The sequence below is a fragment of the Microcoleus sp. N9_A1 genome (assembly GCF_036701795.1).
GTDB lineage: Bacteria > Cyanobacteriota > Cyanobacteriia > Cyanobacteriales > Microcoleaceae > Microcoleus.
The window spans coordinates 22,111-46,673 of sequence record NZ_JAUBRI010000034.1 but is presented as its reverse complement, the minus strand read 5'-3'; the positions used below and the strand labels follow the sequence as shown (position 1 = coordinate 46,673).

At 45.6% G+C, this 24,563-nt stretch carries 22 protein-coding genes; 11 read left to right on the top strand and 11 right to left on the bottom strand.

Annotation, left to right across the window (positions count from 1 at the left end; genetic code table 11):
* Window positions 1-28: 28 nt before the first annotated feature.
* Window positions 29-1,036: a J domain-containing protein gene (locus QUA58_RS17070; RefSeq protein WP_333252232.1), complete on the bottom strand. Its 1,008-nt coding sequence runs from the start codon at window positions 1,034-1,036 to the stop codon at window positions 29-31.
* 889 nt (window positions 1,037-1,925) lie between these two features.
* On the opposite strand from QUA58_RS17070, the gene QUA58_RS17065 reads away from it, so the two are divergent.
* The gene (locus QUA58_RS17065; protein WP_333252230.1) at window positions 1,926-2,129 is read left to right on the top strand and encodes a hypothetical protein; all 204 of its coding nucleotides are present in this window, start codon (window positions 1,926-1,928) and stop codon (window positions 2,127-2,129) included.
* Between the two features lie 231 nt (window positions 2,130-2,360).
* Here the strand turns inward: QUA58_RS17065 and QUA58_RS17060 are convergent, their stop codons facing one another.
* Window positions 2,361-3,650 carry a glucose-1-phosphate adenylyltransferase gene (locus tag QUA58_RS17060; RefSeq protein WP_333252229.1) on the bottom strand — a complete coding sequence of 430 codons (1,290 nt, stop codon included), beginning with the start codon at window positions 3,648-3,650 and terminating at the stop codon, window positions 2,361-2,363.
* Between the two features lie 183 nt (window positions 3,651-3,833).
* On the bottom strand, window positions 3,834-4,082 hold the full coding sequence (locus QUA58_RS17055) for a hypothetical protein (RefSeq protein ID WP_333394981.1): 249 nt from the start codon (window positions 4,080-4,082) through the stop codon (window positions 3,834-3,836).
* 330 nt (window positions 4,083-4,412) lie between these two features.
* Between QUA58_RS17055 and QUA58_RS17050 the strand changes: the two genes are divergently transcribed.
* From QUA58_RS17050 to QUA58_RS17025, 6 genes are all read left to right on the top strand, one after another.
* Entirely contained in the window at window positions 4,413-5,879 is a 1,467-nt protein-coding gene (locus tag QUA58_RS17050; protein WP_333252227.1) for an alpha-amylase family glycosyl hydrolase, read from the top strand.
* Between the two features lie 390 nt (window positions 5,880-6,269).
* On the top strand, window positions 6,270-8,090 hold the full coding sequence (locus QUA58_RS17045; protein WP_333252226.1) for a DUF389 domain-containing protein: 1,821 nt from the start codon (window positions 6,270-6,272) through the stop codon (window positions 8,088-8,090).
* 110 nt (window positions 8,091-8,200) lie between these two features.
* Window positions 8,201-9,757 carry a sodium:proton antiporter gene (locus QUA58_RS17040; protein WP_333394979.1) on the top strand — a complete coding sequence of 519 codons (1,557 nt, stop codon included), beginning with the start codon at window positions 8,201-8,203 and terminating at the stop codon, window positions 9,755-9,757.
* Between the two features lie 506 nt (window positions 9,758-10,263).
* The gene (locus tag QUA58_RS17035; protein ID WP_333394978.1) at window positions 10,264-11,877 is read left to right on the top strand and encodes a mechanosensitive ion channel domain-containing protein; all 1,614 of its coding nucleotides are present in this window, start codon (window positions 10,264-10,266) and stop codon (window positions 11,875-11,877) included.
* 72 nt (window positions 11,878-11,949) lie between these two features.
* Window positions 11,950-13,062, top strand: coding sequence for a mechanosensitive ion channel domain-containing protein (locus tag QUA58_RS17030; protein ID WP_333394977.1), 1,113 nt, complete (start codon window positions 11,950-11,952; stop codon window positions 13,060-13,062).
* Window positions 13,043-14,722 carry a mechanosensitive ion channel domain-containing protein gene (locus tag QUA58_RS17025; RefSeq protein ID WP_333394976.1) on the top strand — a complete coding sequence of 560 codons (1,680 nt, stop codon included), beginning with the start codon at window positions 13,043-13,045 and terminating at the stop codon, window positions 14,720-14,722. Before QUA58_RS17030 ends, QUA58_RS17025 begins: the two co-directional genes overlap by 20 nt.
* On the opposite strand, the gene QUA58_RS17020 is transcribed toward QUA58_RS17025, so the two are convergent.
* Entirely contained in the window at window positions 14,715-15,137 is a 423-nt protein-coding gene (locus QUA58_RS17020) for a DUF2358 domain-containing protein (RefSeq protein ID WP_333252269.1), read from the bottom strand. The two genes, QUA58_RS17025 and QUA58_RS17020, sit on opposite strands and share 8 nt — an antisense overlap.
* Window positions 15,138-15,326: 189 nt before the next feature.
* Here QUA58_RS17020 and QUA58_RS17015 point away from each other — a divergent pair, with 189 nt between their 5' ends.
* On the top strand, window positions 15,327-15,764 hold the full coding sequence (locus tag QUA58_RS17015; RefSeq protein ID WP_333252220.1) for a hypothetical protein: 438 nt from the start codon (window positions 15,327-15,329) through the stop codon (window positions 15,762-15,764).
* 153 nt (window positions 15,765-15,917) lie between these two features.
* On the opposite strand, the gene QUA58_RS17010 is transcribed toward QUA58_RS17015, so the two are convergent.
* From QUA58_RS17010 to QUA58_RS16995, 4 genes are all read right to left on the bottom strand, one after another.
* Complete coding sequence (locus QUA58_RS17010; RefSeq protein ID WP_265237708.1) at window positions 15,918-16,313, bottom strand: VOC family protein; 396 nt, start codon at window positions 16,311-16,313, stop codon at window positions 15,918-15,920.
* A gap of 53 nt (window positions 16,314-16,366) precedes the next feature.
* The gene (locus QUA58_RS17005) at window positions 16,367-17,629 is read right to left on the bottom strand and encodes a histidinol-phosphate transaminase (protein WP_333394975.1); all 1,263 of its coding nucleotides are present in this window, start codon (window positions 17,627-17,629) and stop codon (window positions 16,367-16,369) included.
* 206 nt (window positions 17,630-17,835) lie between these two features.
* Complete coding sequence (locus tag QUA58_RS17000) at window positions 17,836-18,555, bottom strand: ROK family protein (RefSeq protein ID WP_333252218.1); 720 nt, start codon at window positions 18,553-18,555, stop codon at window positions 17,836-17,838.
* A gap of 32 nt (window positions 18,556-18,587) precedes the next feature.
* Entirely contained in the window at window positions 18,588-18,737 is a 150-nt protein-coding gene (locus tag QUA58_RS16995; RefSeq protein WP_333252217.1) for a hypothetical protein, read from the bottom strand.
* 177 nt (window positions 18,738-18,914) lie between these two features.
* On the opposite strand from QUA58_RS16995, the gene QUA58_RS31570 reads away from it, so the two are divergent.
* Window positions 18,915-19,019: a hypothetical protein gene (locus tag QUA58_RS31570; RefSeq protein ID WP_445243675.1), complete on the top strand. Its 105-nt coding sequence runs from the start codon at window positions 18,915-18,917 to the stop codon at window positions 19,017-19,019.
* Between the two features lie 722 nt (window positions 19,020-19,741).
* On the opposite strand, the gene QUA58_RS16990 is transcribed toward QUA58_RS31570, so the two are convergent.
* The 3 genes from QUA58_RS16990 to QUA58_RS16980 all read right to left on the bottom strand — a co-directional run bounded on the left by QUA58_RS16990 (window position 19,742) and on the right by QUA58_RS16980 (window position 21,317).
* Window positions 19,742-19,876 (bottom strand): transposase, encoded by a 135-nt coding sequence (locus tag QUA58_RS16990; protein ID WP_333252216.1) that lies wholly within the window; start codon window positions 19,874-19,876, stop codon window positions 19,742-19,744.
* Between the two features lie 417 nt (window positions 19,877-20,293).
* Complete coding sequence (locus QUA58_RS16985; protein WP_333252215.1) at window positions 20,294-20,515, bottom strand: winged helix-turn-helix domain-containing protein; 222 nt, start codon at window positions 20,513-20,515, stop codon at window positions 20,294-20,296.
* 187 nt (window positions 20,516-20,702) lie between these two features.
* Window positions 20,703-21,317, bottom strand: coding sequence for a hypothetical protein (locus QUA58_RS16980; RefSeq protein ID WP_333252214.1), 615 nt, complete (start codon window positions 21,315-21,317; stop codon window positions 20,703-20,705).
* Window positions 21,318-21,754: 437 nt separating this feature from the next.
* Between QUA58_RS16980 and QUA58_RS16975 the strand changes: the two genes are divergently transcribed.
* Complete coding sequence (locus tag QUA58_RS16975) at window positions 21,755-22,282, top strand: hypothetical protein (protein ID WP_333252271.1); 528 nt, start codon at window positions 21,755-21,757, stop codon at window positions 22,280-22,282.
* Window positions 22,283-22,556: 274 nt separating this feature from the next.
* On the top strand, window positions 22,557-24,128 hold the full coding sequence (locus tag QUA58_RS16970; protein WP_333252213.1) for a serine/threonine-protein kinase: 1,572 nt from the start codon (window positions 22,557-22,559) through the stop codon (window positions 24,126-24,128).
* The last annotated feature ends 435 nt before the right edge of the window (window positions 24,129-24,563 follow it).

Below are 24,563 nucleotides of genomic sequence, written 5' to 3'. Positions count from 1 at the left end.
TTGTTTGAGACAGGCAATGCAAGTTTTTTCAAAGTAGCGCTTGGTTTAAATTGCTCCGGGGATTAAAAGTGCGACTAGCCTGGATTTTTTCATAGCATTCGCGTTCTACAGTGCTAATTTCTTTCGGCGGGACAATCGCAATTTTTACCAACAAATCAGTCCGCTCGTTTTTCTTGGGTTTCGGCCATCCTTTGCCCCGCAACCGCAAAGACTGACCCGAACGAATCCCGGCTGGAAATTTCACAGTGATCATACCTTCAGGCGCCGGCAGTTCAATTGAAGCTCCCAACACCGCTTCGTCGGGAGTTATCGGCACTTCGCAGACCAAATTCTCTCCCTCAAACTGGAAAAAAGCGTGGGGTAAAACTTCTAACTTTAAGTACAAATCTCCCTGCTGCTTGGTGTACGGGTCAACTTGACCTTTGCCTTTTACCCGAATTTTACTGCCGGTTTTTACTCCTGCTGGAATCGAAACTTCGCCCGTGGCGACTCGCTTAGAAGTTCCCCGAAATGCTTCCCCCAGAGTCAGGGAAATGGCGACCTCGGTGTCTAGAGAGCTTCCTGCGGTGCGGTTTTCGTACCCCGCGAAATCTTCAAATCCGCCAAAACCTGTGGGCCCGCCGCTGGTGCGGTAGTTGCTGTAATTCCACTTGGCGTTACGGGCATTACCCGGACTACTACCTGCGCGGCCTAGCAAGGCATTGATAAATTCGTCAAAACTGCCGTACTCGCTGAAGTCAACCCCGCCAAAGTCTACATTCGTACTGCCCCCGCCTGGCCATCCGCCTGGAGTTGTGGCAGCTTGCTTCCAGTATTGACCGTATTGGTCGTATTTTTTGCGTTTTTCAGGGTCTGAGAGCACTTCGTAAGCTTCGTTGACTTCTTTAAAACGAGCTTCGGCTTCTTTGTTGCCGGGGTTCATGTCCGGGTGATATTTGCGGGCTAGTTTGCGGAAAGTTTTTTTAATTTCGTCAGAACTGGCAGTTTTGTTGAGTCCCAAAATAGCGTAATAGTCTTTAAAATCTGTTGCAGCCATTAAGCAATCCCCTCTTTATTAGTTGTTATTTGTTAGTTGTTAGTTGTTAGAAAGAATAAATCCCAAATTAGCCGCAGGATGGCGCATTAGTACAATGCCAGGAGCCGAAGTGCCTGCGGCATCTCATTCAAATTATAGGTTATCAAAGGTTTGGACTCGATCGAGTTCGGTTGTTGCTTGGCGTTCGATCGCAATTTCCGCACTCCGCTGCTGTTTAAGATTTTATAGCATTCGGCTCTCTCGTGCTGAAGGGAGCTGGATCAGCCGCCTCTAGAAATGCTTTTGGCATTCGACAGCAAAAACAATGCTTTCATCAATTAAGGAACGTCCTTACCCTATAGGCCGTTGCTATAGTGAGCTTTGAGACGGTGAAACTCCTGCGGCGAAAACTTTTGGGGAGTTATGAGGCAAAGGGCTTTCGGGAGGTCGCAGCCCGATTGAGGTGAGGCGGGGAAAGCTGCTGCTGTTGCGGGCGCGAGGCTAGGAGGGTTGGCTGGCGCGGACGATCGATCTTTTTTTGGTCTTTTGTTCCGGGGCGCGGTGCGATGGCTACGCCCCGGCTTACGCCTACGAACTTCTCGATATGAGATTTATCACCCAATCCAAATCTTAGCAGGTTTTCATCAGCAAGTTAGATCCAATCTGGTGTCTAAATTGTGACTATATAATACCCTAAATTGCGCCGTTCTTCCACAAAATTTCTAGATATTTTTTATTGACCCCACACCCGTGCTATAAAATTTTATTTTTACTACCTCTGAATAGATTTAAATCCAAGTAATATAACATAATTTCTCCCCTGTCTGTTAGCTACATCACACACTTTTATAAAACATTAAGATAGGATAGTAGAGCGATAAGATTTTAACGCTACGAGGGTGCTAACATTATGAATTATTTGCTAAGTTGGCCTTGCGGCTGCTGCGACGATTGGAAAGATAGTTCCGAGAGTTCTGTTGTACTCAGAAACGGGCAGCGCATTTGTCAGTCGTGCTACCAGCGCAAATACAAGAATCAGAAGCTATTCGCCAGACGCAGGCGATCGGACATATCTGTATCACGGCAGACAGTAACAGAGACTGTCGCTTATTAATAATGCGCGAGCCTTTTAATAAAGCCAAGTATTTCGACAACCTCGCATCAGCGGTGGGAATTAATAATCAACAAAAAAAGAATGAATTTCGTCATCAGTCATCAGTCATCAGTCATCGGCCATTGGTTATCTGTCACTAATTTATTTATTTATCATCAGTCACTTGCTGAGAGGTAACAGATTTTAACTTAAAAAACTAATGACTGACGACTAATGACTAATGACTAATAACTAAATGATAGTTCCATCAGGAATCGTGGCATTTTTCAGAACTACGATAATGCCGCTGCGGATGTAAAAACCTTGGTTTTCGCGGTTGGCTTCTTCCACTCGGTCTTTATTAATTATTTGAACATTGCGGCCGATGCGGGCATTTTTATCCACAATTGCGCGGCGAATTGTAGTATCTGCACCGATACCGAGGGCGACGCCACCGCTGTCCAAACTCGAATGCCGTTCGGCGTCGGGCTCGTAGAAGTCAGCACCCATGACCAGAGTGTCTTGAATCGTACATCCAGCTTCAATGCGCGATCGAACTCCCAGCACAGAATGGTCGATCCGGCACTGTTTGAGAATGCAGCCTTCAGCAATAATCGATTCAGTCACGTGAGTATCTAAAAGCTTAGTCGGCGGCAAGAAACGCGGGCGAGTGTAAATCGGCGCATTTTCATCGTAGAAACTGAAAGGCGGCTGAGGCTGTTTTGTCAGAGCCATGTTAGCGTCGTAAAAAGCCTCAATGGTTCCGATATCTTCCCAGTAATCGTCAAACAAATAAGCTTGAACGTTGTGTTCTTTTGAAGAATTGGGAATTATCTCTTTACCAAAATCAGTTTGGTTTGGAGATTCTTTCAGGAGTTTAATCAGAACTTCTCTTTTGAAGACGTAAATCCCCATCGAAGCAATGTAAGGACTTTCCTGAGCCTGCTGCGCTGTCAGTCCCAGTTTAGTAGTATCCACCTGCATTTGTTTGAGCGCATCGCCTTTTGGCTTTTCGCTGAAAGAAACAATGCGGCCGGTGTCGTCGATTTTCATCAAACCAAAATCCGAGGCCCGCTTCTCGTCCATTGGCAAAACCGAGAGGGTGATATCGGCGTTGGTTTCGCGGTGTCTGTGCACAAACTTCTGGTAGTCCATGCGGTACAGGTGGTCGCCCGAAAGAATCAAGTATTCGTCAACGTCCCACTGTTCTAGCAGCGAGAGATATTGGCGAACTGCGTCGGCTGTCCCTTGAAACCAGTTGGGGTTTTCCTGAGTTTGCTGGGCGGCGAGCACCTCGACAAATCCCTCGGTGAAGCCGGAAAACTGGTATGTCCGAGAGATGTGACGGTTGAGGGATGCCGAGTTGAATTGCGTGAGGACGTAAATTTTGACTATTTCCGAGTTGATGCAGTTGCTGACAGGAATATCGATGAGGCGATATTTGCCTGCGAGGGGAACTGCGGGTTTGGCTCGCAGTTTGGTTAGGGGGTAAAGGCGGGTGCCTACACCGCCACCGAGGATGATGGCTAAGACTTTTTTCAAGGAACTTTCTCCCTAGGGTCGATTAACTCTCCAAGTACAGTGTCCGATGGTGAGGGCTTCTTGACAAGGGGGGGAGCAAGAAAGTTTTGAGTTTTGAGTTATGAGTTGAGTCGCTTACACAGAAACCGGGTTGTTTAATCCAAATACTTCTTCAAACCCTCAATAAGAGTTAAAAAATCCGGTTTAGGGGAGTTGGACTGTTTCCGGGGCTGGAGTTAGGAGTTTTGAGTTGTGAGTTAAAATACCCATCCATCCATAATGGATATTTAAAAAAGTTTTGAGTTGTGAGTTAAAATACCCTTCAATAAATAAAGGCAGTTTAAGGAAAGAATAAGGTTCGGGGTTTTGGCTGTTAATAACAAGTTTTTTGGCTAAATTCCCCGTTTTCACAATTTCTCGATCGAGGTTCATGGCGCTGTTGTTCTTTTTCAAGGCAGGTCGCGATGCACCGCCACGCCCGCTGACCCTCTGTATGGGCCCAAGGTGCGCTCTGGTTATGCTTGAATTTAAGCCGGTTCTTTTTTCGGGCGTTGCTGTTATCTGAGTTTGTTCGACTCCACAGCACTCAGGAAGCGCCACTCGTCGGGACGATAAATTTCGAGGTAGAGTCAGTTTTCAATCTTAGATTGACTGCCAATTTGTGTAAAATTTTACAATTTGTCGATCGATAAAATGGGATAAAATGTCTATTCTCTACCAAAAGTTAGATCCCCTAGAAACCTCTGCTACTGTAGCGTAAGCCGTAAAAGCTAGAAAAAGTGTATGCAAATTCAAACGCCGGACTGGGTTAAACACGCGGTATTCTACCAAATATTCCCCGATCGCTTCGCCAAAAGCAAACAGCCTCGCAAACGCCTGCTGCAAAACTTCATGTGGGAAGAATGGCACGAAATTCCCACCCTGCAAGGCTACAAAGGCGGCGACTTGTGGGGCGTGATGGAACAGCTAGACTACTTGCAAGACTTAGGCATTAACGCAATTTACTTCACCCCCATATTTCAGTCGGCCAGCAATCACCGCTACCACACCCACGACTACTATCAAGTCGATCCAATGTTGGGCGGGAATCCAGCATTTAAAGAGCTTCTAGACGCCGCCCACGATCGCAACATCAAAATCGTCCTCGACGGCGTATTCAACCACGCCAGCCGCGGCTTTTTCTTCTTTCACGACATTCTGGAAAACGGCCCCCATTCTCCTTGGCTCGATTGGTTTCAAATTGAAGGCTGGCCGCTATCCGCCTACGACGGCAATTTTCCAGCTAATTATCTCGGTTGGGACGGCAATCGAGCGCTGCCTGTATTCAATCACAACAATCCAGAAGTGCGAGAGTACATTATGGAAATCGCCGAATATTGGATTAAATTCGGCGTTGACGGCTGGCGGCTGGACGTTCCTTTTGAAATTAAAACAGAGGGATTTTGGCAGGAATTTCGAGACAGAGTGAAAGCGGTTAATCCTGAAGCTTACATTGTCGGCGAAGTTTGGGAAGATGCCAGAGAATGGCTCGACGGCAGTCAATTTGACGGAGTGATGAATTATCTGTTTGCGGCCCCGACTATTGCTTTTGCCGCGGGCGATCGGGTAGATATGAACCAATTAGAAGGTCGCTCTTATTACCCCTATCCGGCGCTGTTTGCCAAGCAGTACGGGGAGAAGATTCAGGAAGTTTTGGAATTATATCCCTGGGAAATACAGCTAACTCAACTAAATTTGTTGGCCAGTCACGATACTGCGAGGTTGCTGTCAATTTCTGGAGACGATCGAGCTAGTGTAGAAATTGCGACTTTGCTGCTGTTAACTTATCCCGGAGCTCCCAGCATTTATTACGGTGATGAAGTTGGTTTACCCGGTGCTCTAGATCCTGATTCTCGCCGCAGTTTTCCCTTAAATGCTCACTGGGAACTTGATGTTTTAGACTATCACAAGCAGTTGATAGCTTTGCGCCACAAATACGCCGCCCTCCGCACTGGGACTTACCAAATTCTGTTTGCTGAAGGCACGGTTTACGTTTTTGCTCGAATTTTGGAGGATGAGGAAATAATTGTGGCTGTGAATGTGGCAACTCAAGAGGTAAAGGTAAGTTTTGAGACTCCCAGTTTGAAATCTCCTCACGAGAAATTGCTGTTCGGTAAAGGCGAATTTGTTTGGAAAGGTGAAGGGGAAACTCGGCAGTTAGAATTGAGTCTGCCGGCGCGATCGGGTTTAATTATCGGTTCAGCTAATTAGTGCTTTACACATTTGAGACCAAAGAAACCGGGTTTTTGACCTAATCTGTGAGTGAAAACGAAATATTGAAGTAAAAAACCCGGTTTCTGACATTGGTGCAAGATTTCTGATTGATGAGATTGTTGGGCAAAGTGAAACGTAGGGTTCGTTCCTCCTGACATCTTGCACAACAAACAAAAACTGGGAATAGGATTAAAAATCTAGGATAAAAACTTAGATTTTTGGTTTTATTCGCGGTTTTTATAAGTTTATTGACAATGGTGGAATATCTCAGTTCCTCTCAACCCAAGCTACACAAACTGCCTCTTATTGATGCTGCCACCACAAAGATAGGCATCAATGCACTACACTAGGTTGGTAAAAAATATTTATTGTTTCTCAGGATATGTAATGCAGCGCCTAAAGATATTAGCGCAGTTCCTTCGGTTGAGACGCTGGTTTGCTCAGAATTTAGGGGTGAGCACCCTTCGCAAAGAACAAGTCTATTTGGACCTTGCTCAGTCGGTGACTCTGACAGATGCCAGTTATTGGATTCAAGTTTTATTTTCTGCTGGGATAGCTACCCTGGGATTGGTGTTGAATAGTCCGGCCGTCATCATTGGCGCGATGCTGATTTCACCTTTAATGGGGAGTATTTTGGCAAACGGGCTGGCTTTGGCTGCTGGGGATGCGATTTTGGCGCTGCGGGCCCTCGTTAATTTAATTTTGAGCTGCACGCTGGCTATTTCCTTTGCGGTGGTGTTGGTATTGATTTTGCCATTTCAGGAAATGACCGACGAAATTCTGGCGAGAACTCAGCCAAATTTGCTGGATTTAGTGATTGCGCTGTTTTCTGGGGCTGTGGGGGCGGTGGCTATTTGCAAGGAGGCTAAGGGGGTTGTTACGTCTATTCCGGGGGTTTCGATCGCAGTGGCGCTGATGCCGCCGCTTTGTGTTGTGGGTTATGGTATTGCAACGGCGGTGAGTGTGAGTCCTGGAAGCGGGTTGGCGGTGGCGCGGGGGGGAGGGCTGCTGTTTTTTACCAACTTAGTCGCTATTACGTTTATGGCGATGCTGGTGTTTTTGGTTCTGCACATTGATAGCTTTCCCGTGCGCGAGCGGGTGCGTTTGTGGCGGGAAAGCAATGGAGAAAGCATTTGGATGCAGTCGTTGGTCGCTCGAATTCCGGCGTCGGAACGATTGAAGCGCATCGGTAGTTTGCCAAGTCGCCTGCTGCTGATTTTGATGACTATTTCATTGACTTCGATTCCTCTGTATCAATCTTACAATCAACTTAGCGAAGAAATTTCTCGCAAGCAGCAAGAAAATCAACTGCGTAATAGCACTACAGAAATCTGGCAAAAAAACTTTGGTAACTTTCCTGATGGTAAGGTGCGATCGTACATCAGTCAACTTTCGTTTCGACAACAAAAGCGTAAATTAGTCGCTCAACTTCAGGTAGTTACTAGCAAGGTTTACACAGAAGCGGAACGAGAGCAATACAAGCAATTGCTGTCAGCGAAACTTGGGAGGCCGTTGGAGTCAATTGCTCTGAATTTGATTCAAATTCCCATAGCTTCTAACGAGCTGTTACCAACAAAGGTTTCTGAAACAACAATCAAGCCGGAGCCTCCCCCCACGGTTGCGGAATTGCAATCGAGTTTTTTGACGGCTGTGGAGTCTGCCCTCGACTCCCTGATTTTGCCCCTACCGGCTCAATTGATGAGTTATCAGGCGATTACTAGCCCGCTGACGCCGTTAAGGATTCAGATTGCTTACTTTAGTGCGCGGGATCTCGATCGCGACGGACAAGCGCTGCTGGTGGATGATATCCGCAGTCAATTAAATTACCCTACAGCCCAGGTCAATTTCAATCGGATTGCGCCGGTTGCTGGAACGGTTACTTTTGCGTTAAATCAAGCTCAAATTGCGGCAAATCAAGTTCAATTGCTCGATCGACTGGGTAAGACGGTACAGCAAAATCCTAAATTGCAGATTGAAATGAGTTCCGGTCAAGCGCCCTCGGAAGCTGGGGCGCCGGCGATCGGGCGATCGGTGGCGGTTCGCAATTATTTGCAAACAAAATGGCAAATTAAGCCCGATCGCTATATTACTAAAACTGCAGCTGCAACTCAACCAATTGTCCAGTTAAAAACAGTTCTGAAAAAACCGCCCCAAAATTCCTCACCTTCTGTTCAGCAGGATGCAGTTGAAGGAGGAGTGACACGCTGACTGTTTTTAACACTGGTGTCAAAAAGACGGTTCGTAGTGCAGACTCGCATTCCGCACTACGAACCAATCTGTCTGTGCAATCCGATAATTACAAATAGGAAAATTTTAAAATGATAGAAACGAGTCTACAAGAAGTGGCGATTGAAGACAATCTGAAGCAATTTTTACTGGTTCTTTCAGTTTCTTTGAGTGTGGCAACTCTGCCACAAATTGTTAGTTGGTTGCGCCGAATTCCCTATACGCTGCTGCTAGTAATTGTGGGAGCAGGACTGGCTTTGGTCGATGTGCGGTTGGTGAATCTTTCGCCTGAATTGATTCTGTTGATTTTTCTGCCGCCGCTGCTGTTTGAAGCTGCTTGGAATTTGAAGTGGTCGAGTTTAAAACAGGATTTAATTCCTATTTGTCTTTATGCTGTTTTCGGTGTGCTGATTTCCATTGCGGGTGTGGCAATTGGTTTGAATCAATTTGCCGGTCTTTCTTTGGGAACTGCGCTGATGATTGGGGCTACCCTTTCAGCTACCGATCCGGTTTCGGTGACGGCTTTGTTTCGGGAGTTGGGGGTTGAGAAGCGTCTCAGCACTTTGATGGAAGGCGAAAGTTTGTTTAATGACGGAATGGCAGTTGTGGCGTTTGGATTTCTGGCTGCTTTTGCTCAGGGAACTGCTAAGTTATCGCCGGGGCCGATTGTGCTGGAGTTGATAACGGTGGTGGGGATTGGGCTGGGGGTTGGCGGGCTGATCGGGTTTGCGATTTCTTATCTGACGCAGCGGTTCGATTTGCCTCTGGTGGAGCAGTCTCTGACGTTGGTTTCGGCCTACGGTACTTATTTGATTGCGGAGGATTTGGGGGGTTCGGGGGTGATTGGGGTGGTCACGACTGGGCTAATTTTGGGCAATTTTGGTTCTCGCATCGGGATGAATCCTCGCACTCGGATTATTGTGAGTGAGTTTTGGGAATTTTTAGCTTTTTTTGTAAATTCGATTGTGTTTTTACTGATTGGCGATCAGATTCGGTTTGGGAGTTTGGGCGAAAATTTGGATGCGATCGCGGTGACGATTGTGGCGGTGATTGTAACGCGGGCGATCGCCATTTACGGACTGGGAAGTCTCAGCAACCGTTTTGCCGCATCCGCCATTCCGCTGCAGGAGCAAACGGTGCTGTGGTGGGGAGGGCTGCGGGGTGCGGTGTCGGTGGCTTTGGCTTTGAGCGTACCTGAAGGTTTACCGGGCCGGGAGGTGGTGATTGCGACGGTTTTTGGGACGGTGTTGTTTACTTTATTGGTGCAGGGACTGACTATTCAGCCTGTTCTGAAAAAACTGGATCTGCTGGGGGATGGGCCGATGCGCGGGGAGTATTTGGAGGCGATCGCCCGTCGGGCGGCTTTGGGTAGGGTGTTGCAACGGTTGGCTGAGATGGAAGACCAGCCGGGGGTCGATCGGGAGTTTTATGAGTATCAAGAATCCCTGCTTAAGGGGGAGTTAACGAGGATTGAGGCAGAGGTTGATCGGCTTCAAGATGAATATCCCGATCTCAGCACGTTTATTGCTGAGCAAGTTAGAGCGGAGTTGCTGGCGATCGAAGCTGACACCTATGCTGAGTTTGTGCGATCGGGTCGCTTAAATCAAGAACTGTCTCTGTTTTTGGGAGTTGAGAATATAGGGGATTAATTATAGAGTGCGACGTTTTTTTCTAGATTTTGGAGACTTCCCAAATGCCGCCGCAGAATAGATTCAAACTAATACTTAAACATTTCGAGCAAGTTCGATCGTTCGGACTTCAATCCTTTCCATCAAGTTCGATCGTTCGGACTTCAATCCTTTCCATCAAGTTTGATCGTTCGGACTTCAGTCCTTTCGAGCATTGTCTAACAGTGTTAAGGGAACTGAACGGGTAACTCAATCAGTTTAAGCCGTTATAATGCAAAAGTAATCTGAGTATCAAGTACCAAAGTGCGCTGGCAAAGTATTCCTCAAGCACTGCCGCACCGTTAATCCTTCTGATGGTTGCACTTATTGGGCTTTGTCATCAATATCCAGTTTGCAATTCCCTGAGACCTCTCTAACGATTCTTGTAGAACGGGCATCCTGCTTGTTCAAAAACTTGCTTTGCGGTGGAGGTCTATTAGAGGCATAGCGATCGCGGAATATGAGGAGTGCATTGAAATTGGTAAAATATGTTAAATCGCCGGAAATCTTCATTTGTTCGTTACCAAATACTGGGAATCATCACAGCCTTAGCGCTGAGCTTAGTTTTGCAGGCTTTACCCGTTCAAGCAGCGAGGACGGCGACATCTGTTGTGGTAGATGGTCGTCCAGTTTTTAGAGTCAGTGATGCTGACTCGTTGACGGCCGCCGAACGAGCCGATTTGCTCAATTTGCGACTAAAACAAATTGAGCAATCTCAAGAAACCATTCAAGTTACAACTGAATTTCGCGATCGGTACCCCACCATTCTGGTTAATGGCAAATACTTGCTGACAGTCACTCAATCCGATGTGCAAGAAAATCGCACGCCCGCCGAACAAGCTAATCTTTGGGCAGAACAACTCAGTCAAGCTTTGCAGCAAGCTCAAAATGAAAGAAGCGCCGGATTTATGAAAAATATGCTGCTGCTGGCGGCGGTGACTGTAGGGCTGGCGATCGCCCTCAACAAAGCATTGGGATGGCTGTGGCGATCGGCCAGACAAGCTGCAATCCAGCGATTTGTCGAACCATCAAACGAAGAAGTTGGGGTTAATGATTCGCCCAAAGCTCTGAACTTATTATTTAACTTAACTCTGTTTTTCGCAAGGGTTGCGCTTTGGATTGTCACTGCCCTTTACATTACCAATCTGTTTCCGGTAACTCGGATTTGGAGTTACACGCTCACCAGCAGTTTAGTCAGCACTTTCACATCTAAAGCCCTGTCTGTAGGACGCAACAATTACTCAGTCACCGATCTGCTAATTCTAGCTGCTCTAATCCTGGGATGGGTTGTCCTTAGCGGGGTTATTTCTAAAATATTTAAACTGCGAATTTTGGAAGTCACCCGCATCAGTCGAGGTAGTCAAGAAGCCGTTGCCGTGATTGCCAAATATTTGCTGGTTGTTATAGGAACCATCGTTCTGATGCAAATATGGGGAATTGACCTGAGTTCTCTAACAATTATCTTTAGTGCATTAGGAGTTGGTATCGGTTTTGGATTTCAGGATATCGCTAAAAACTTTGGTAGCGGTCTGATTTTGCTCTTTGAACGTCCGATTCGGGTAGGCGACTTTGTGAATGTCGGTAAAATTGAAGGCACTGTGATCCGTATTGGCGCTCGCAGTACAGTGCTTCGCAACCTAGATCAAGTTTCGATTATTTTGCCCAATTCTCGTTTCTTAGAGGATGATGTAACTAACTGGAATTATGAGAATTCTGTGTCGCGGATAAGAATTCCAGTTGGTGTTGCCTACGGCTGTGATATCAATCAAGTTAAGGAGGCACTGCTAAAAGCTGGTAGGGGACATTCTGATGTCTTGAAGACTCCAGAACCGATTGTTTTTTTCTTGGGTTTTGGTGATAGTTCCTTGGATTTTGAGCTGCGGGTTTGGATTGTTGAACCCATCGCACAGTATCGCGTCAAGAGTGATTTATTTTTCCGTATTGAAGAACTGTTTCGAGAGCATGAAATCGAAATTCCGTTTCCTCAACGAGATTTGCACGTCCGCTCCGGGAGCATCCCTTTGGCTTTGTCACCGGAACTAGAGGCAACCTTACGCAAAACTTTACTCAAGTCGGAAAATAACTCAACCATCCAGAAATAATCTCGGCTATGCAGAACAACAACGCTATAACTAATACAATCTTTGATTTCAAATCTAGCACTTAACTTTGCCATGATAAAAACAATCGATGCGCTATTTATGCTCGCACAACTGCCTTTAGATAATGGCGATCGCTTCCTGCAAATTACTGTAATTTTGATAGCAGGAGGGATTGGCGGATTAGCAGGAATGGTGGCGGTTCCTGCCTTGAGTGTAGCCTTAAATGGGTTTGCTCCCAATTTATTGACACAGGCTTATATTCGTGTATTCCTTGCCTCTAAAAACATAATTTTAACGTTATTCACTCTGTCGGCGATGGAAGTGATGTTGCTTCTGCTCCCTCGCACTGAATGGCTGAAATTTATGGAATTTTGCCTGAGTGCGGGCATCACTTTTTTTTGCGGTTGGTTGCTGTGGAGTCTATTTCGAGACTTTTTTAATACCACAATTATAGGCGTTACTTTTGAGTCCAATCCTAAAGTAAGAGGCGAGTCTATTTTTTTGATTCGCTATCTCGGAGAATTTGCGATCGCTATCACGTTAATTTTAGTTTTTTGTATTAGCCACAACATCAACGTTGCCGGGATACTTACTAGCTTGGGGATTGGCGGTATTGCTTTTGCCTTTGCCGCTCAAAAGACTCTAGAACAACTTTTGGGAGGGATTGTTTTAACTCTCGATCGCCCTTTTACAGTTGGCGACTATATTGGTTTAGGAGATGGGCAGCAAGGCAAACAAGGTACTTTTGGCAGAGTAGAAAGTATTGGCTTAAGATCGACCAGAATTCGCATCTCCGGTAAAGGCACTCTCACAGTTATTCCTAATAATTCCTTGACTCAAGCTACCATCGAGAACTTTACCGGCGCAAAGAAAGTTATGTCTGTCATGATGCTAGAGTTTCCCGAACAGGTACCTGCGGACAAACAAGCACTAATCCGCCAAACCGTGATGGACAGCACGGTGGACATTTTTGGTTTAGACTGGCGCAGCACAGAAGTTTCCTTCAGTGACGATCGCGCCCAAATTTCTTTTTTTATTCTGGGTGCTAATGAATTATCTATGGAACTGAGGCGGCAATTGCTCGATTTGGCTACCCAACAAATTACTAAACAACTGCAAAAGCATGATATTTCTTTTACCATTAACCAACCAACGATTTATGTGGATGCTCCAATCGCTATTTAAGCAGCAAATTAAACTGATATTTTTATTTACGATCTGCTGGTTGCTGTTCGCCACTCCGATGAGTTTTGCTCAAAGTGTTGGTGGCCCTCGTTCTCCCGTAGTAGTTGATGGAATTCCGCTGTTTTATTTGCAACCTGTCGATAGGTTTACAGCATTGGAACGTACCCAATTTGCCAACGATTTACTGGCTGAGGCAATCTCTAACCAGAAAGTCATAACTTTTGATGTGCGTAATGACTCCAATACAAGTGCTACCTCAATTTCTTTGAACAACAATTACCTGTTGACAGTTACAGCCAACGATGTTCTACCAAATTTTTCTTTATCTCAACAAGCTAAACAATGGCAAAATGTTTTAGAAAAAGCGGTAGCTAAAGCTAAAAAAGAACGAACTTCAAAATACGTTTTGCAGAGAGCTCTGTGGATTTTAATTGGCATAGGAATTATTATCCTGTTGCGGTTTTTAGTGGCAATTGTAGCCAAACTAGCTAAGTGGGAAACGGGAATTTTTACCAATATTATTTTTGGTTCTGCCTGGATAGCGATCACCCTAGTGAGTTCGGAATGGTTTCCGGTATTACGCACTATTCGTTATCAGATTGTTTCCCCATTTTCTCAGCCCCAGTGGCTAATATTTTTGGGAGCATTAGGAGGCTCTTTTGTATTTAGCCATTACGCTCCAGCTTTATTGAGATTTGCCATCAAAAAGCTAGATATCCAATCAGCAGAAAATATTTATCTGGCAATTATTCAACCCAGCGATCGCCTCGTGCAATTTTCAGTCCTCTGTATTTCTATAAGTTGGTCTCTGAACTTACTCGAAACATTAGTACCAGTTGTTTACGGCCTGCTCAAACCGATTGCTAATCTATTTGTAGTTGGCTGTTTGTATTGGTTATCTACAAAACTTACTAGCCGCTACCTGCGTACCTATGGATTCAAGTTTGGGGGTAAATTTAATCCCAGTAGCGATGATGCAATTCTGGTATTTGAGACCGTGTTGAATATCTTTATCTTTATTGTAGCACTGGTGACATTTGCCCGCAGCGTAAACTTTGACTTGATTGGCTTGGTTGCTAGTTTGGGGTTAGTTGGTTTGGCCGTCGCTTTTGCTGCCCAAAAAATTCTCGAACAACTCATTGCTACTTTAGTATTGTATTTAGATCGTCCTTTTGTTACTGGTGACTATATCCGTCTACCCGCTGGAGAGTTGGGGAAAGTAGAAAGTATTGGCTTGCGATCGACAAAAATTCGTTCCCTTGGCACGGGTACAATTATTGTGATGCCAAATTCTATCTTAGTCAGCGTAGAAATTGAAAACGTTACTCTTGCCAAAAAAATTATGGTGTTACTGTATATGGACTTTGCGAGTGTTTTAGGAGAACGAGAATACGCCCTAGTGCAGCAAGCTATAATGGAAAAAACTGCTTTCCTATCAGGAATTGATGCTAACAGCACAAATATTGCTCTCGCAAATGGATCGGGAAAAAGATTGAGGGTAAGTTTGGCAATTTTAGGTTCTCAGGATAATGCGGTTGAGGTGCGTAAACGCCTACTAGAGTTAGCAAGCGTTCAAATTGCTAAATCTCTTGCAGTCCACGGTATTGTGTTTACGATGGAAAATCCTACGGTTTACGTGCAGTCCCCTGCTACTATTTGAGTAAAACTGTTCCCTTGCCCAAAAACTGCTTTAAAATTTCTCCGGGTTTTCTGTCCCAAGTGTCGATATGTTGGTAAATCAAGCTGTCCTCATCCATTTTGTAGGTAGAGTAGCCGTTAAAGAAAATTTGAGCTTTCCAGGGTACGCGCAGCGTCCCGCGCACAGTCCAATTTGCCACAATAGTATCAGGGGCTGTCTGACTTACGTCGTGGAGGTCGAAGTAAATCTCGTTAAAAAATAGCTGCCCGTGAAATCGCAAAGTCCAAAAGATAATGCGGTAGTTGATTTTTCCTTTAAATTTGTTGACGGGATCTTGAAAATAGATGGCTTTTGTGTATATGTCGTAGGAGATGTCTTTCTCAAACAGCGTCGGGAGATCCGCTTTCAGGGTGTCTACTACTTGTTTTACCTGCATTTGATATTCGATCGCGCTCAAGCTACCACCTTGTGACAGTATTGATTTATAAGTTTAAATGAATAATCTCGATCGCTGGACGATCGCAGATTTGAGATTTCATCCAGCTCTGATTTTAACTCTAACGCTATTGTCCGCATCTGCCTTTGTGCAGACCCGGATTTGCGACATTGAAACCTTGGCACAGATTTGACTGAGTACACCAACCCCTCTGACATTCTCGCAGAAATCAACAGCGGCAAGCTGTTGATGGTAGATAGCCGTCGCCGGAACGGTCTAATTTTGATTAAACGCTTTCACGCAGAGTTTGCCGGGCCGGGGGCTGCGGTTGGCGGTGCTTTTGATGTTGACTCTGTGCGGGCGATTCCGGTGGGGGATTTTTGTTTGGTTTGTCCTCAATCTCCCGAAGAAAAACAGAAAGCTTTTGAAATTCGGCGGCATTGGGTGCGTTTAACGGAACAGTTAACGGCAAAGCCTGTAGCTTTGGAACGGGCACAAATGATTTTAACTCAGTTTGAACAATATTTTGATGGGGAAACAGTGGCACAAATTCCCGATGAACCTTTGGCACTTTTAGTAGGCGTATTTCCCAAAACTATTCGCGCGGCCCGACAAGAAAATGATTAGTTATAAATTGGTGTATAGCCTTTCGATATCTCATATTAGGTACGCGAACGGCATAAGGCTATGGGCTATGGGCTATGGGCTATGGGCTATGGGCTTATCCTCACCACGCTTGAGAACCGCTATAGATATTTTATGTGGCGGGCGATCGCGCTGCTACAAGCTCCACTCGGCATTCTGCAAAACGACTCGATAGCCATCTGGGTCTTCAAAAGTCACTCCATTTTTGTCCCAGTAGGGATTGTATGAGTTTACAGGCTCAAATCCAATTGCTTTCATTCGCTCAACAGCCTGCTGCCATTCTTGTTGGTTAGGAAGGTAAAAGACGATAATATTGTCTTGAGTTGGAGCGCCACCTACAATATGTCCCCGTTGATGGATGAATTCAAGGTGGTGGCTTTCTCCTGGCATCCCAACCATTACTCCGTCAAAACCTTCATGGTTTTCAAAACTATCGAGGATTTGCAGCCCTAAACCCTCTGTGTAGAAATGAACAACTTGATCGAGGCAATCAGTTGGACGAGCAACCCGTAAAACCTTTCCTTTAAGCATATATATCTTCTCCAAAGTTATTTTTGTGTTAAGCAAAAACTGGATACCGAATATTATGAGTTGTCAAAAATTTCTCCAATGCGATCGCAAGTTCGCTGATTTTCATCGGGACTCCCTACCGTAATTCGCAAACCTCCGCCTGTGTGCCGAATCAAAGTACCTCTAGCTTTTAGCTGCTGCATGATTTGTTGCTGTTCCTGTTCTGCCGATTTACCCTCACCGGCTTTCACCCGCAGGTAAACAAAGTTTGCTGCACTGGGCCAAACTTGCAATTTTGGCTGCTGAGTTAGCGCTGCAATTAATTTGGCTCTTTCCGCTATAATTTCGGGAACTACTGCTAGCAGTAGCTGTCGCTGGGCTAGGGCGAATTCGGCTGCGGTTTGCGATAAACTGGGGAGGTTGTAGGGTAGGCGGATTTTTTCTAAGGCGGCTGTGAATTCGGGATGGGCGATCGCATATCCGACTCTCATTGATGCTAGTCGAAATGCTTTGGAAAATGTTCGCAAAATTACCCAGTTCGGGTGTTGGTGCAATCTGTCTGCTAAGGTATTTTGGCTGAATTCAAAATAAGCTTCGTCAATTACTACTAAAATATCGGGCGGTAATGTTTCTAACCAATCCACCTCATCTGGTGTCAAAGCATTGGCTGTGGGGGAATTGGGATGGACGACAAAGACGGCGCGCACGGGGGGATTTTGATTTTGGGCGTTAGCGCAGCCCGCCCCTACGGGGGCTGCGCCAACGGAGAGGATCACCCTTTTTGCTGCTTCTAGATCGATCGCAAAATTATCCTCTTTTCGCGCAACACTGACAGCGGGAATACCGAGGGTTTGCGCGATAATGCCATACATCGAAAAGGTGGGATTGGCGACTAAAATTGAGCCTTGGCCACCCAGACAGGTTGCAATTAAGAGCGATCTAATTAGTTCGTCGGAACCGTTTCCGACAGAGATATTGTCGGCTGTAATGGCATTTTTGGGCCGTGTAACTCCCCCTTGCCCCCCTTTGTTAAGGGGGGAGATATTTAGGAGAACACCCTGGTTAAGGGGGGAGACATTTAGGGATTCGTTGACGTATTGGGCGATCGCCTCTTTGAGTGCTGCGTGGCCTCCGTCGGGATAGCGATTTGTTTCAATTAACTGCTGGTAAGTCCAAGCTAGCTTTTGTTTTAATTCTTCTGGTAAGTCGTAGGGGCATTCGTTGGTGTCTAGGCGATCGATTACAATTTCCGAGTGCGCTGATTCTGTTGATGCGCCACCCGGATGGGGAGTGTAGGCGGTAAGTTCGGCTAAGTCTTGGCGGATAAAAGGCAGCATAGTATGATTTCAGCTTTGAGATTGTAGATGGTCTAATTACGATTTAGTTTTACACTATTAGGGTTATTAGTCATTAATCTCTAATATCTAGTTGGTAAATTCTTCATTCTTACAAATAACTAATGACTAATGACTAATGACTAATGACTAATGACTAATGACGGCAGGAGGGCGGGCACGGGGGCACCGCCCCTACTGACTAATGACTAATGATTATTTAAATCGCGCCACAAAGCGATCCCGCCCAACAAACCGCTGACATTCGGTACTATTTTAGCCTGCGGCGGTAAATCAAAAGCAATTTTTTTTGTATTGCCGCCACCGATGTAAAGCCGATCGCAGTTAAACATATTTTGCAGACATACCAGCGCTTTTTCCAGACGGCGATTCCATCTTTTGGTGCCGACTGCATCTAATGCCGATCGCCCTAATTGCTGTTCGTAAGTTTCCCCTTTGCGAAACGGGTGATGTCCTAACTCTAGATTTGGCACCAAAATACCATCGACAAATAAGGAAGAACCGAAACCGGTGCCGAGGGTAATTACTAATTCTACGCCCGTCCCAGCGATCGATCCCAATCCTTGAATGTCGGCATCATTCGCCACTCGTACAGGTTTTCCCAAACGGTCTTTGAGGGTAGTTGCTAGGTCAAAATCGACCCAAGACGGATCTAAATTTACTGCGGTTTTGGTGATTCCGCGACAAACCACGCCGGGAAAACCGACGGATACTCGGTCAAATTCTCCTTGTGCGCTTGCTAAAGAGGCGATCGCCTCTAATACCGGTTCCGGTTTCGGCGGTTGAGGCGTTTCTAAACGGCTGCGTTCCGTCTGAGGTTCACCTTCAGCGTTCAAAACCATAACTTTGATGCCGCTTCCGCCAATGTCAACGGCTAAGGTGCGAGTCGATGAATCTTGTTCAGTCATTTGATTGTTGACACTTGCAAGTTGGTCAAATTTTAATTTTTGAATTGGCAAAACTTTTGAATCGCTTCCCAAATTTCCCCTAGGACATTTCCCAAAGAATGATCGTCTTCTAATTCGATTAATTGCACCCAGGGACGGTTAGCGGCAAAATTTCTGCTAGCTGTTAGAGTCGAGAGAGGCATTTCTACACCTACCTCTACTTCAGAACCGGACGTGACACGCTAGAGTCGAGGGGGTTCTGCGGAAAGAGTAAAGATGCGACTCGCCACCAAAAACTGCAAGTTCTGTATTGGCTCAAGACCCAAACTGTAGAAACCGTATTGTCGGCTGCTGTGCGGTTATGAAAACATCGTACCACAATACAAAGATGGTTGTCTAGCTATCGAGCGGGGGGAATAGAAGAATTATTATTTCAGAAACCACGTTCGGGAAGACCAAGAATAATGAATCCTGAAACTGTATAGAGATTATCAAAGGAATTGCTCCAACCAGAAGGATTTAGTAGCTACAAAGAAGTACATCAATGTTTGACAATCTGTTGTGAAGTAGAGGTGTCATATCAGACAGTACATCAGTGGGCTAGATATCGGCGATCGAGGAAAATTAAAAGTACCACGTCCCGTGAGCAAAAAACAGAAAAAAGGCGCAGTAGAAGAATTGAAAAAAAGCTGCTATTCCTGGTAAAAGCCAGCCGCTCGTCAGAGTGAGACATTTTTAAATCAATGGAAAAAATTCGCTATTGGAGTCAAAACGAAAGTCGAATGAGCCTACACACAATTAAAATAAGGAAATTAACTGGCAAAGGAATTAAGCCTCACGGAAAAGTGCAATGGGACTTTGTATATCGGTGGTTATATGGATTAGTAAAACCTCAAACACCAGAGGGATTATTTTATGAATTTACGCATCTAGACACAGTGTGTTTAGAGAAGTTTTTAGAGCTATTTGCCAGCGCTTATCCAGAGGATTTGCATATAATTCAACTAGACAATGGAGGATTTCATAGTTCATTGAACGTAAATAAGCTGTTGTGCACATTTAAACTGTGATATAAGCATTACCCTTGTTTTTGATTTTGCGCCCATTTAATTATTAATTGTCCTTCATTTAAGAGGCGATCCAATAAATACTCTAGCTCTTCAATTGATTTAAATAGCCTATTGGCAATATATTCTTTTATCGAATGTCATACTAATTCAATTAAGCTATAGTCGGGGCTGTATTCTGGGAGAAATTCTAAATGGAGATTAGGCATTTCTGTTTCATTTTTTTGCAGGTACTCTTCTTGATCGTGAAAACTAGCATTATCAAGAACTATCACTATTTTCGCTTCTTATTCAGCAAATTGTGATGTTTGATTAGCTGCTGATACCCATTCATTAATTAGCTCTTCATAAAAGATTTTTAGAAATTTATAAAAATTATGTAAATTGCTTTTTTTCAGAAACTCTACAAACTTTTTTTATCTAAATTACTCACTCCTCCCATTACATTAAGTCTGCGTTTTCTTCGGTCTCCTCTGGCCTTTTTTATGCTGCCTTTTTTACCACAAAGAATTGGTTTAAAGCCTCTCCCTTAAAGGCGAGAAATTAAAAGAAAACTATTCATTACTCCAATCCTCTTCCTTCTAGGTAGAGGTCGCTGTCAACTGTCAACTGTCAACTGAATGAAACCCGTTCTTTCTTCTGTTGACTCTTGAACTCAATCCACTCTCGTCCCAAAACCAGACCTGTAATCGTTATGGGGTTTCTTTTTCTACTTTTAAATATTCGGCTATGTTTATTTTAAACGCTGTTCTTTTTTCGGGATTTCTCTGGGACTCCAGGCTATACTTATCCCAGAGGTAAACATACTTTTTTTGCTTTAATATCCTCCTAAGTTGGACTCCACTTAATTTTATTACTGTGGATTTTTTTAAGTATGTTGCTAATCTCTGCGCTGTCCATCTTCCTTTCATCATATCCTAATTTTTGAGGGTCTCTCTAGAGTTTTTAATAATATTTCTATATATTTATCTGTGGTTTTTTTGTGATTTCCATTCATCCTCTCATCTATTAGACTTTCTAGATTGTCTGAGTCTCCCTTCCGACATCAGTAAGATACTTGGTTTACAAAGGCACAACAGCTTATGTGCGATCGCACCTACCCTACAAATCAAAATTATCTTCACCGATACTTCCTAGTTCCCCGCTACTCAGAAACTCTTCCTCCTCTACTTCCTCAATCCCAGAGTCGAAACTTTCCATCACAAACGGCAAACCAGCCGCCATCAAACCCCGTTGAATCAGTTCCGGCGTTGCGTCAAACAAAACAAATAGCGGATGAACAGCCTCAGCTTCATCGCTGTAAATATGTCTGTAGCGGTGTGGCATCACCCATTCGTAACCTTTATCTAGCCAAACCTGAGACTGGCGCCAGCGGCCGAGCAACTCAGAAAACTCTTCGCCCGGACGATGAATGAAAATCAAAATTTCCACTCCAATTTTAACTTTCCATTCAGGATCGCACATCAAAATCGCCAAATCGCAGGGCAAACAAACTGCCTGTCCGGGCGATATGCTAGTGCCGCTGCTTCCGGCATAAGAAACCCCGTCCCGCAAGCGGGCAATTGGCAAAGGAATTGTGATTAAACTCTCATGGGCGCGGCGGATACTCGGAATCATTTCCATGTAAACCCGATATTTTTTCAGCAGGGCGATCGCGGCCGAAGATTCGCTGTACTCTGCTAGTAAATTCTCGTAATGTGATTGTTTAACAGACATTTTCAAACCAAAGAATAAGTAATTACTAATTGCTGCTAATTGCTAATTGATCGCTTCTCGTTACCAGGAAGACCAAATTGGTGACAACTTAAGCTCAAGTTCCCCCCTTCGGGAAACTTGAGCTTGCCTCCAGGCCTTGGTGTGTAACGCGAACAGCGATTGAAGCATTGAGGGCTATGGGCTACCAATGTCTGGAGAATGCTTACAGCCTTTTTATTTACAAGGTTTGAGCCATTTGCCGTCTCAAGATTAAGCCCGAGACGATGCCTCTTTGTCATTTTATGCCGATCGCCTGAACTTCATCTGAGCCAAAAAGGTAATCTGGTCTGTAAGGTGTGACTCTGGGAGCAACAGGGGAAAACGACGTACTATAAATCCAGATCATATTCGCCATCGGAATGTACCGGTTCGCCTCAACTGAAGCGATCGCAGCCAGATTGCAAGAATTGCTCTCTCCCCTAGTCTATAACCAACTAGGCTACTACCAGTTGGGATTAAGGTCGCCGATACTTGGTTTACCTTTGATGATGGCCGCTGTGCTAACCTTGCATAACTTTGGGGTGGAACTTTTCTTGCAATCCTTTATGGATTACGCGGTCAAGCCAGAAGCTTACCAGAGCAGCTTAGGTGAAGTATTCGCCACCTACCCAGAATTCACCGGGTTTGTGTTCAAGCTTCAGGCAAACATGAACCCGAAACACCGCGGGTGTGTTCTGGTAATTTTGAACACAAGCCTGGTGGTGAAACACGCTCGCACGGGTAAAAGCATCTGCGACAATGCCTTTGAAGGTCAGATTCTCCTCTATTTAAGAATCCAGCGTCTCTTCAGACCTGAGAGTGTCAATTCCCCAAGCTCAAGATCGCCATCCGGCAATCTTGAGAATCATAAGGTTGATCATAAGTCAACATTAAAACCTAAATATTTACAAAAATCGGCTAATTTTAAAGACTTGCTAAAGCAATGAGGGGTTGTACCCCCCATAAGTTAGAGTCAGATATTATAGATGCACCCTGATGGCTTTCCCGTTCCACAAGAGCGGGATTTTTATTGGAAAGCCGGAGCGAGCGTTAAGTTTGACAATACCTACTACAGATAAAATGACGTGGGGATGCCAAGATTAAAGATATAGCAGAGCTAAAGCTCAAACTAGGGCGCAGATCATCGATCGAACCTCACCCCTAATTCTGCGAAATAACCCAAAGGCGGTAGCATAGTTTGGGAAACGGCATCAACTGAAGATGAACTTAGCGCCAGCAACAGTCCTGCAACAGGGCAAATACAAAATTAACGCGACTTTAGGGATAGGATGGTTCGGCATCACTTACCGAGCTATCCACACCCATTTAAACCAAACCGTTGTACTCAAAACCCTCAACGAAAGTCTGCGCCAACACCCAGAATCTGCCCAATTTCAGCAGCAGTTTATTGCAGAAGCCCAACGCCTGTCGCGATGTCAGCATTCCAACATAGTCAGGGTAATCGACTTTTTCGAAGAAGCCGGACAGTCTTTTATTGCAATGGACTACATTCCGGGCCAAACTCTCGCCCAAATAGTCGAAACCGATCAGCCGCTGCCAGAAGCCCAGGCCCTGCACTATATTCGGCAAATAGCCTCAGCCGTAAGTACAGTGCACCACAGCGGATTGCTGCACGGAGATATCAATCCAGAAAATATTATCCGGCGAGCCGATTCTCACGTAGTAATGTTAATAGATTTCGGAATTGCCCGCAGCTTTACCGCCGGCACCAAAGAAACCCACACTAACTTGCTCTCGCCCGGGTACGCGCCGATCGAACAATACCTCCATGACGGTAAATGTACACCGGCCACTGACATCTACGCGATCGCAGCCACCCTCTACTACTTACTCTCCGGCGTGGCGCCCGTAGCAGCACCCCTGCGCGATCGCATTCCCTTGACTGAGTTACGGCAATTTCAGCCCAACCTCAGCCCAGGAATCGAGCGAGCCATCCTTCAGGGACTCGAAATCGACCCCCACAACCGCCCTCAGACAGTCGAAAATTGGCTCACCATGCTGCAAGAAACAGAGCGAGTATCAGTAAAAAGAAAAGGCAAGCAAAGTCTAAGATTGCCCGCACCTCCCCCGCCGCAGTTGACTTTTCTGGCGTTTGTCGTAACGGCTGCAATTGCAGGCTGGATGGGTTTTGACCTAGCATGGTACTACAACAGCACCAGTCTCAGCAATCGTCCCAAAATTGAATCCTTCCCATCTCTCGAAGATTTGCTCAAATCCCGCGATTTGTCAGGGCCGATGTTCGGGCAGCCGTCTGTCGAAAGCAGCCCTCTCTACCCGATCGAACTCAACAAGCTCCCCAAACCCCCCTTAGACAGCACCAACGTTCCCGAACAGATCGACGATCCCTCAGAAACTAGCGCCGAACCTTCTGAGCCTCCAAGCCAGGAAACTCCCGCCCCCGAACCCGAAGCGGAACCTGAGCCATCGCCGACGCCCGAACAGGCAGAGGAGCCTTCTGAGTCCCCCATTCCAGAGCCTCCAACCGAAATCGAGCCCGAACCCCAACCTGAAGCCGCACCGATACCGGAAGTTGCGCCCCTGCCAGCAGAACCGCCCGCCACACCCGCCCCGCCGGCCCCTGGGAGTGCTAGCGCTGAAACCTGGCCGTCGTCGGAATCCGCGCCGCCAGTAATAGCATCGCCGATCGAGCGATCGCCTGAGCCTGCCATACCAAGCCGCAGTGGCAACAATTCAGATAGTTCGATCGCACCTGATTCACCACCCCCTGTGGCAGATCCCACGATGCCTTTTCCCGAACCTGCGACAAATTAGTATGGTTTTTGTTGGTTTAAAGTGCGGACAAATACTTGGTTTTATGAGTCAGCAAATATCTGCTCAGTAGTTGAGATAATAAGGCCCTACCTAGCCAACCACTATCTTCCAAAAACTTCCGTCGAATCTGAAAATCCCAACAGTCACCGTCTGAGTTTATCGAATATTTCCTATTCCCTCTGCCATCCAAATGCCCGCAAAAAAATGCAGGACTGTTTTCTATTTTGATTTGAATTTTGATTGAAATTATGTTAGAATATGTGCGCGGCGCTGAGGTGGTGAGATGTCGCGTATTAATACTGCCAAGCTGCAAACATTTTGGTACAAAGCAACCCCAACCTCGAATTTGAGCCACTTTAAGCGAGGCTTTTGTGCTAAGCCGTGGCGCGTTAGATTGTTCTAACTCTCAACAATCCCATCCCCGACACTCGGGGT

Excerpts from the sequence above, each read along its gene's own strand:
- QUA58_RS17070 (WP_333252232.1), bottom strand. The coding sequence starts at position 1,036 with ATGGCTGCAACAGATTTTAAAGACTATTACGCTATTTTGGGACTCAAC.
- QUA58_RS17065 (WP_333252230.1), top strand. The coding sequence starts at position 1,926 with ATGAATTATTTGCTAAGTTGGCCTTGCGGCTGCTGCGACGATTGGAAA.
- QUA58_RS17050 (WP_333252227.1), top strand. The coding sequence starts at position 4,413 with ATGCAAATTCAAACGCCGGACTGGGTTAAACACGCGGTATTCTACCAA.
- QUA58_RS17045 (WP_333252226.1), top strand. The coding sequence starts at position 6,270 with ATGCAGCGCCTAAAGATATTAGCGCAGTTCCTTCGGTTGAGACGCTGG.
- QUA58_RS17040 (WP_333394979.1), top strand. The coding sequence starts at position 8,201 with ATGATAGAAACGAGTCTACAAGAAGTGGCGATTGAAGACAATCTGAAG.
- QUA58_RS17035 (WP_333394978.1), top strand. The coding sequence starts at position 10,264 with ATGTTAAATCGCCGGAAATCTTCATTTGTTCGTTACCAAATACTGGGA.
- QUA58_RS17030 (WP_333394977.1), top strand. The coding sequence starts at position 11,950 with ATGATAAAAACAATCGATGCGCTATTTATGCTCGCACAACTGCCTTTA.
- QUA58_RS17025 (WP_333394976.1), top strand. The coding sequence starts at position 13,043 with ATGCTCCAATCGCTATTTAAGCAGCAAATTAAACTGATATTTTTATTT.
- QUA58_RS17020 (WP_333252269.1), bottom strand. The coding sequence starts at position 15,137 with ATGCAGGTAAAACAAGTAGTAGACACCCTGAAAGCGGATCTCCCGACG.
- QUA58_RS17010 (WP_265237708.1), bottom strand. The coding sequence starts at position 16,313 with ATGCTTAAAGGAAAGGTTTTACGGGTTGCTCGTCCAACTGATTGCCTC.
- QUA58_RS17005 (WP_333394975.1), bottom strand. The coding sequence starts at position 17,629 with ATGCTGCCTTTTATCCGCCAAGACTTAGCCGAACTTACCGCCTACACT.
- QUA58_RS17000 (WP_333252218.1), bottom strand. The coding sequence starts at position 18,555 with ATGACTGAACAAGATTCATCGACTCGCACCTTAGCCGTTGACATTGGC.
- QUA58_RS16995 (WP_333252217.1), bottom strand. The coding sequence starts at position 18,737 with ATGCCTCTCTCGACTCTAACAGCTAGCAGAAATTTTGCCGCTAACCGT.
- QUA58_RS16985 (WP_333252215.1), bottom strand. The coding sequence starts at position 20,515 with ATGATGAAAGGAAGATGGACAGCGCAGAGATTAGCAACATACTTAAAA.
- QUA58_RS16980 (WP_333252214.1), bottom strand. The coding sequence starts at position 21,317 with ATGTCTGTTAAACAATCACATTACGAGAATTTACTAGCAGAGTACAGC.
- QUA58_RS16970 (WP_333252213.1), top strand. The coding sequence starts at position 22,557 with ATGAACTTAGCGCCAGCAACAGTCCTGCAACAGGGCAAATACAAAATT.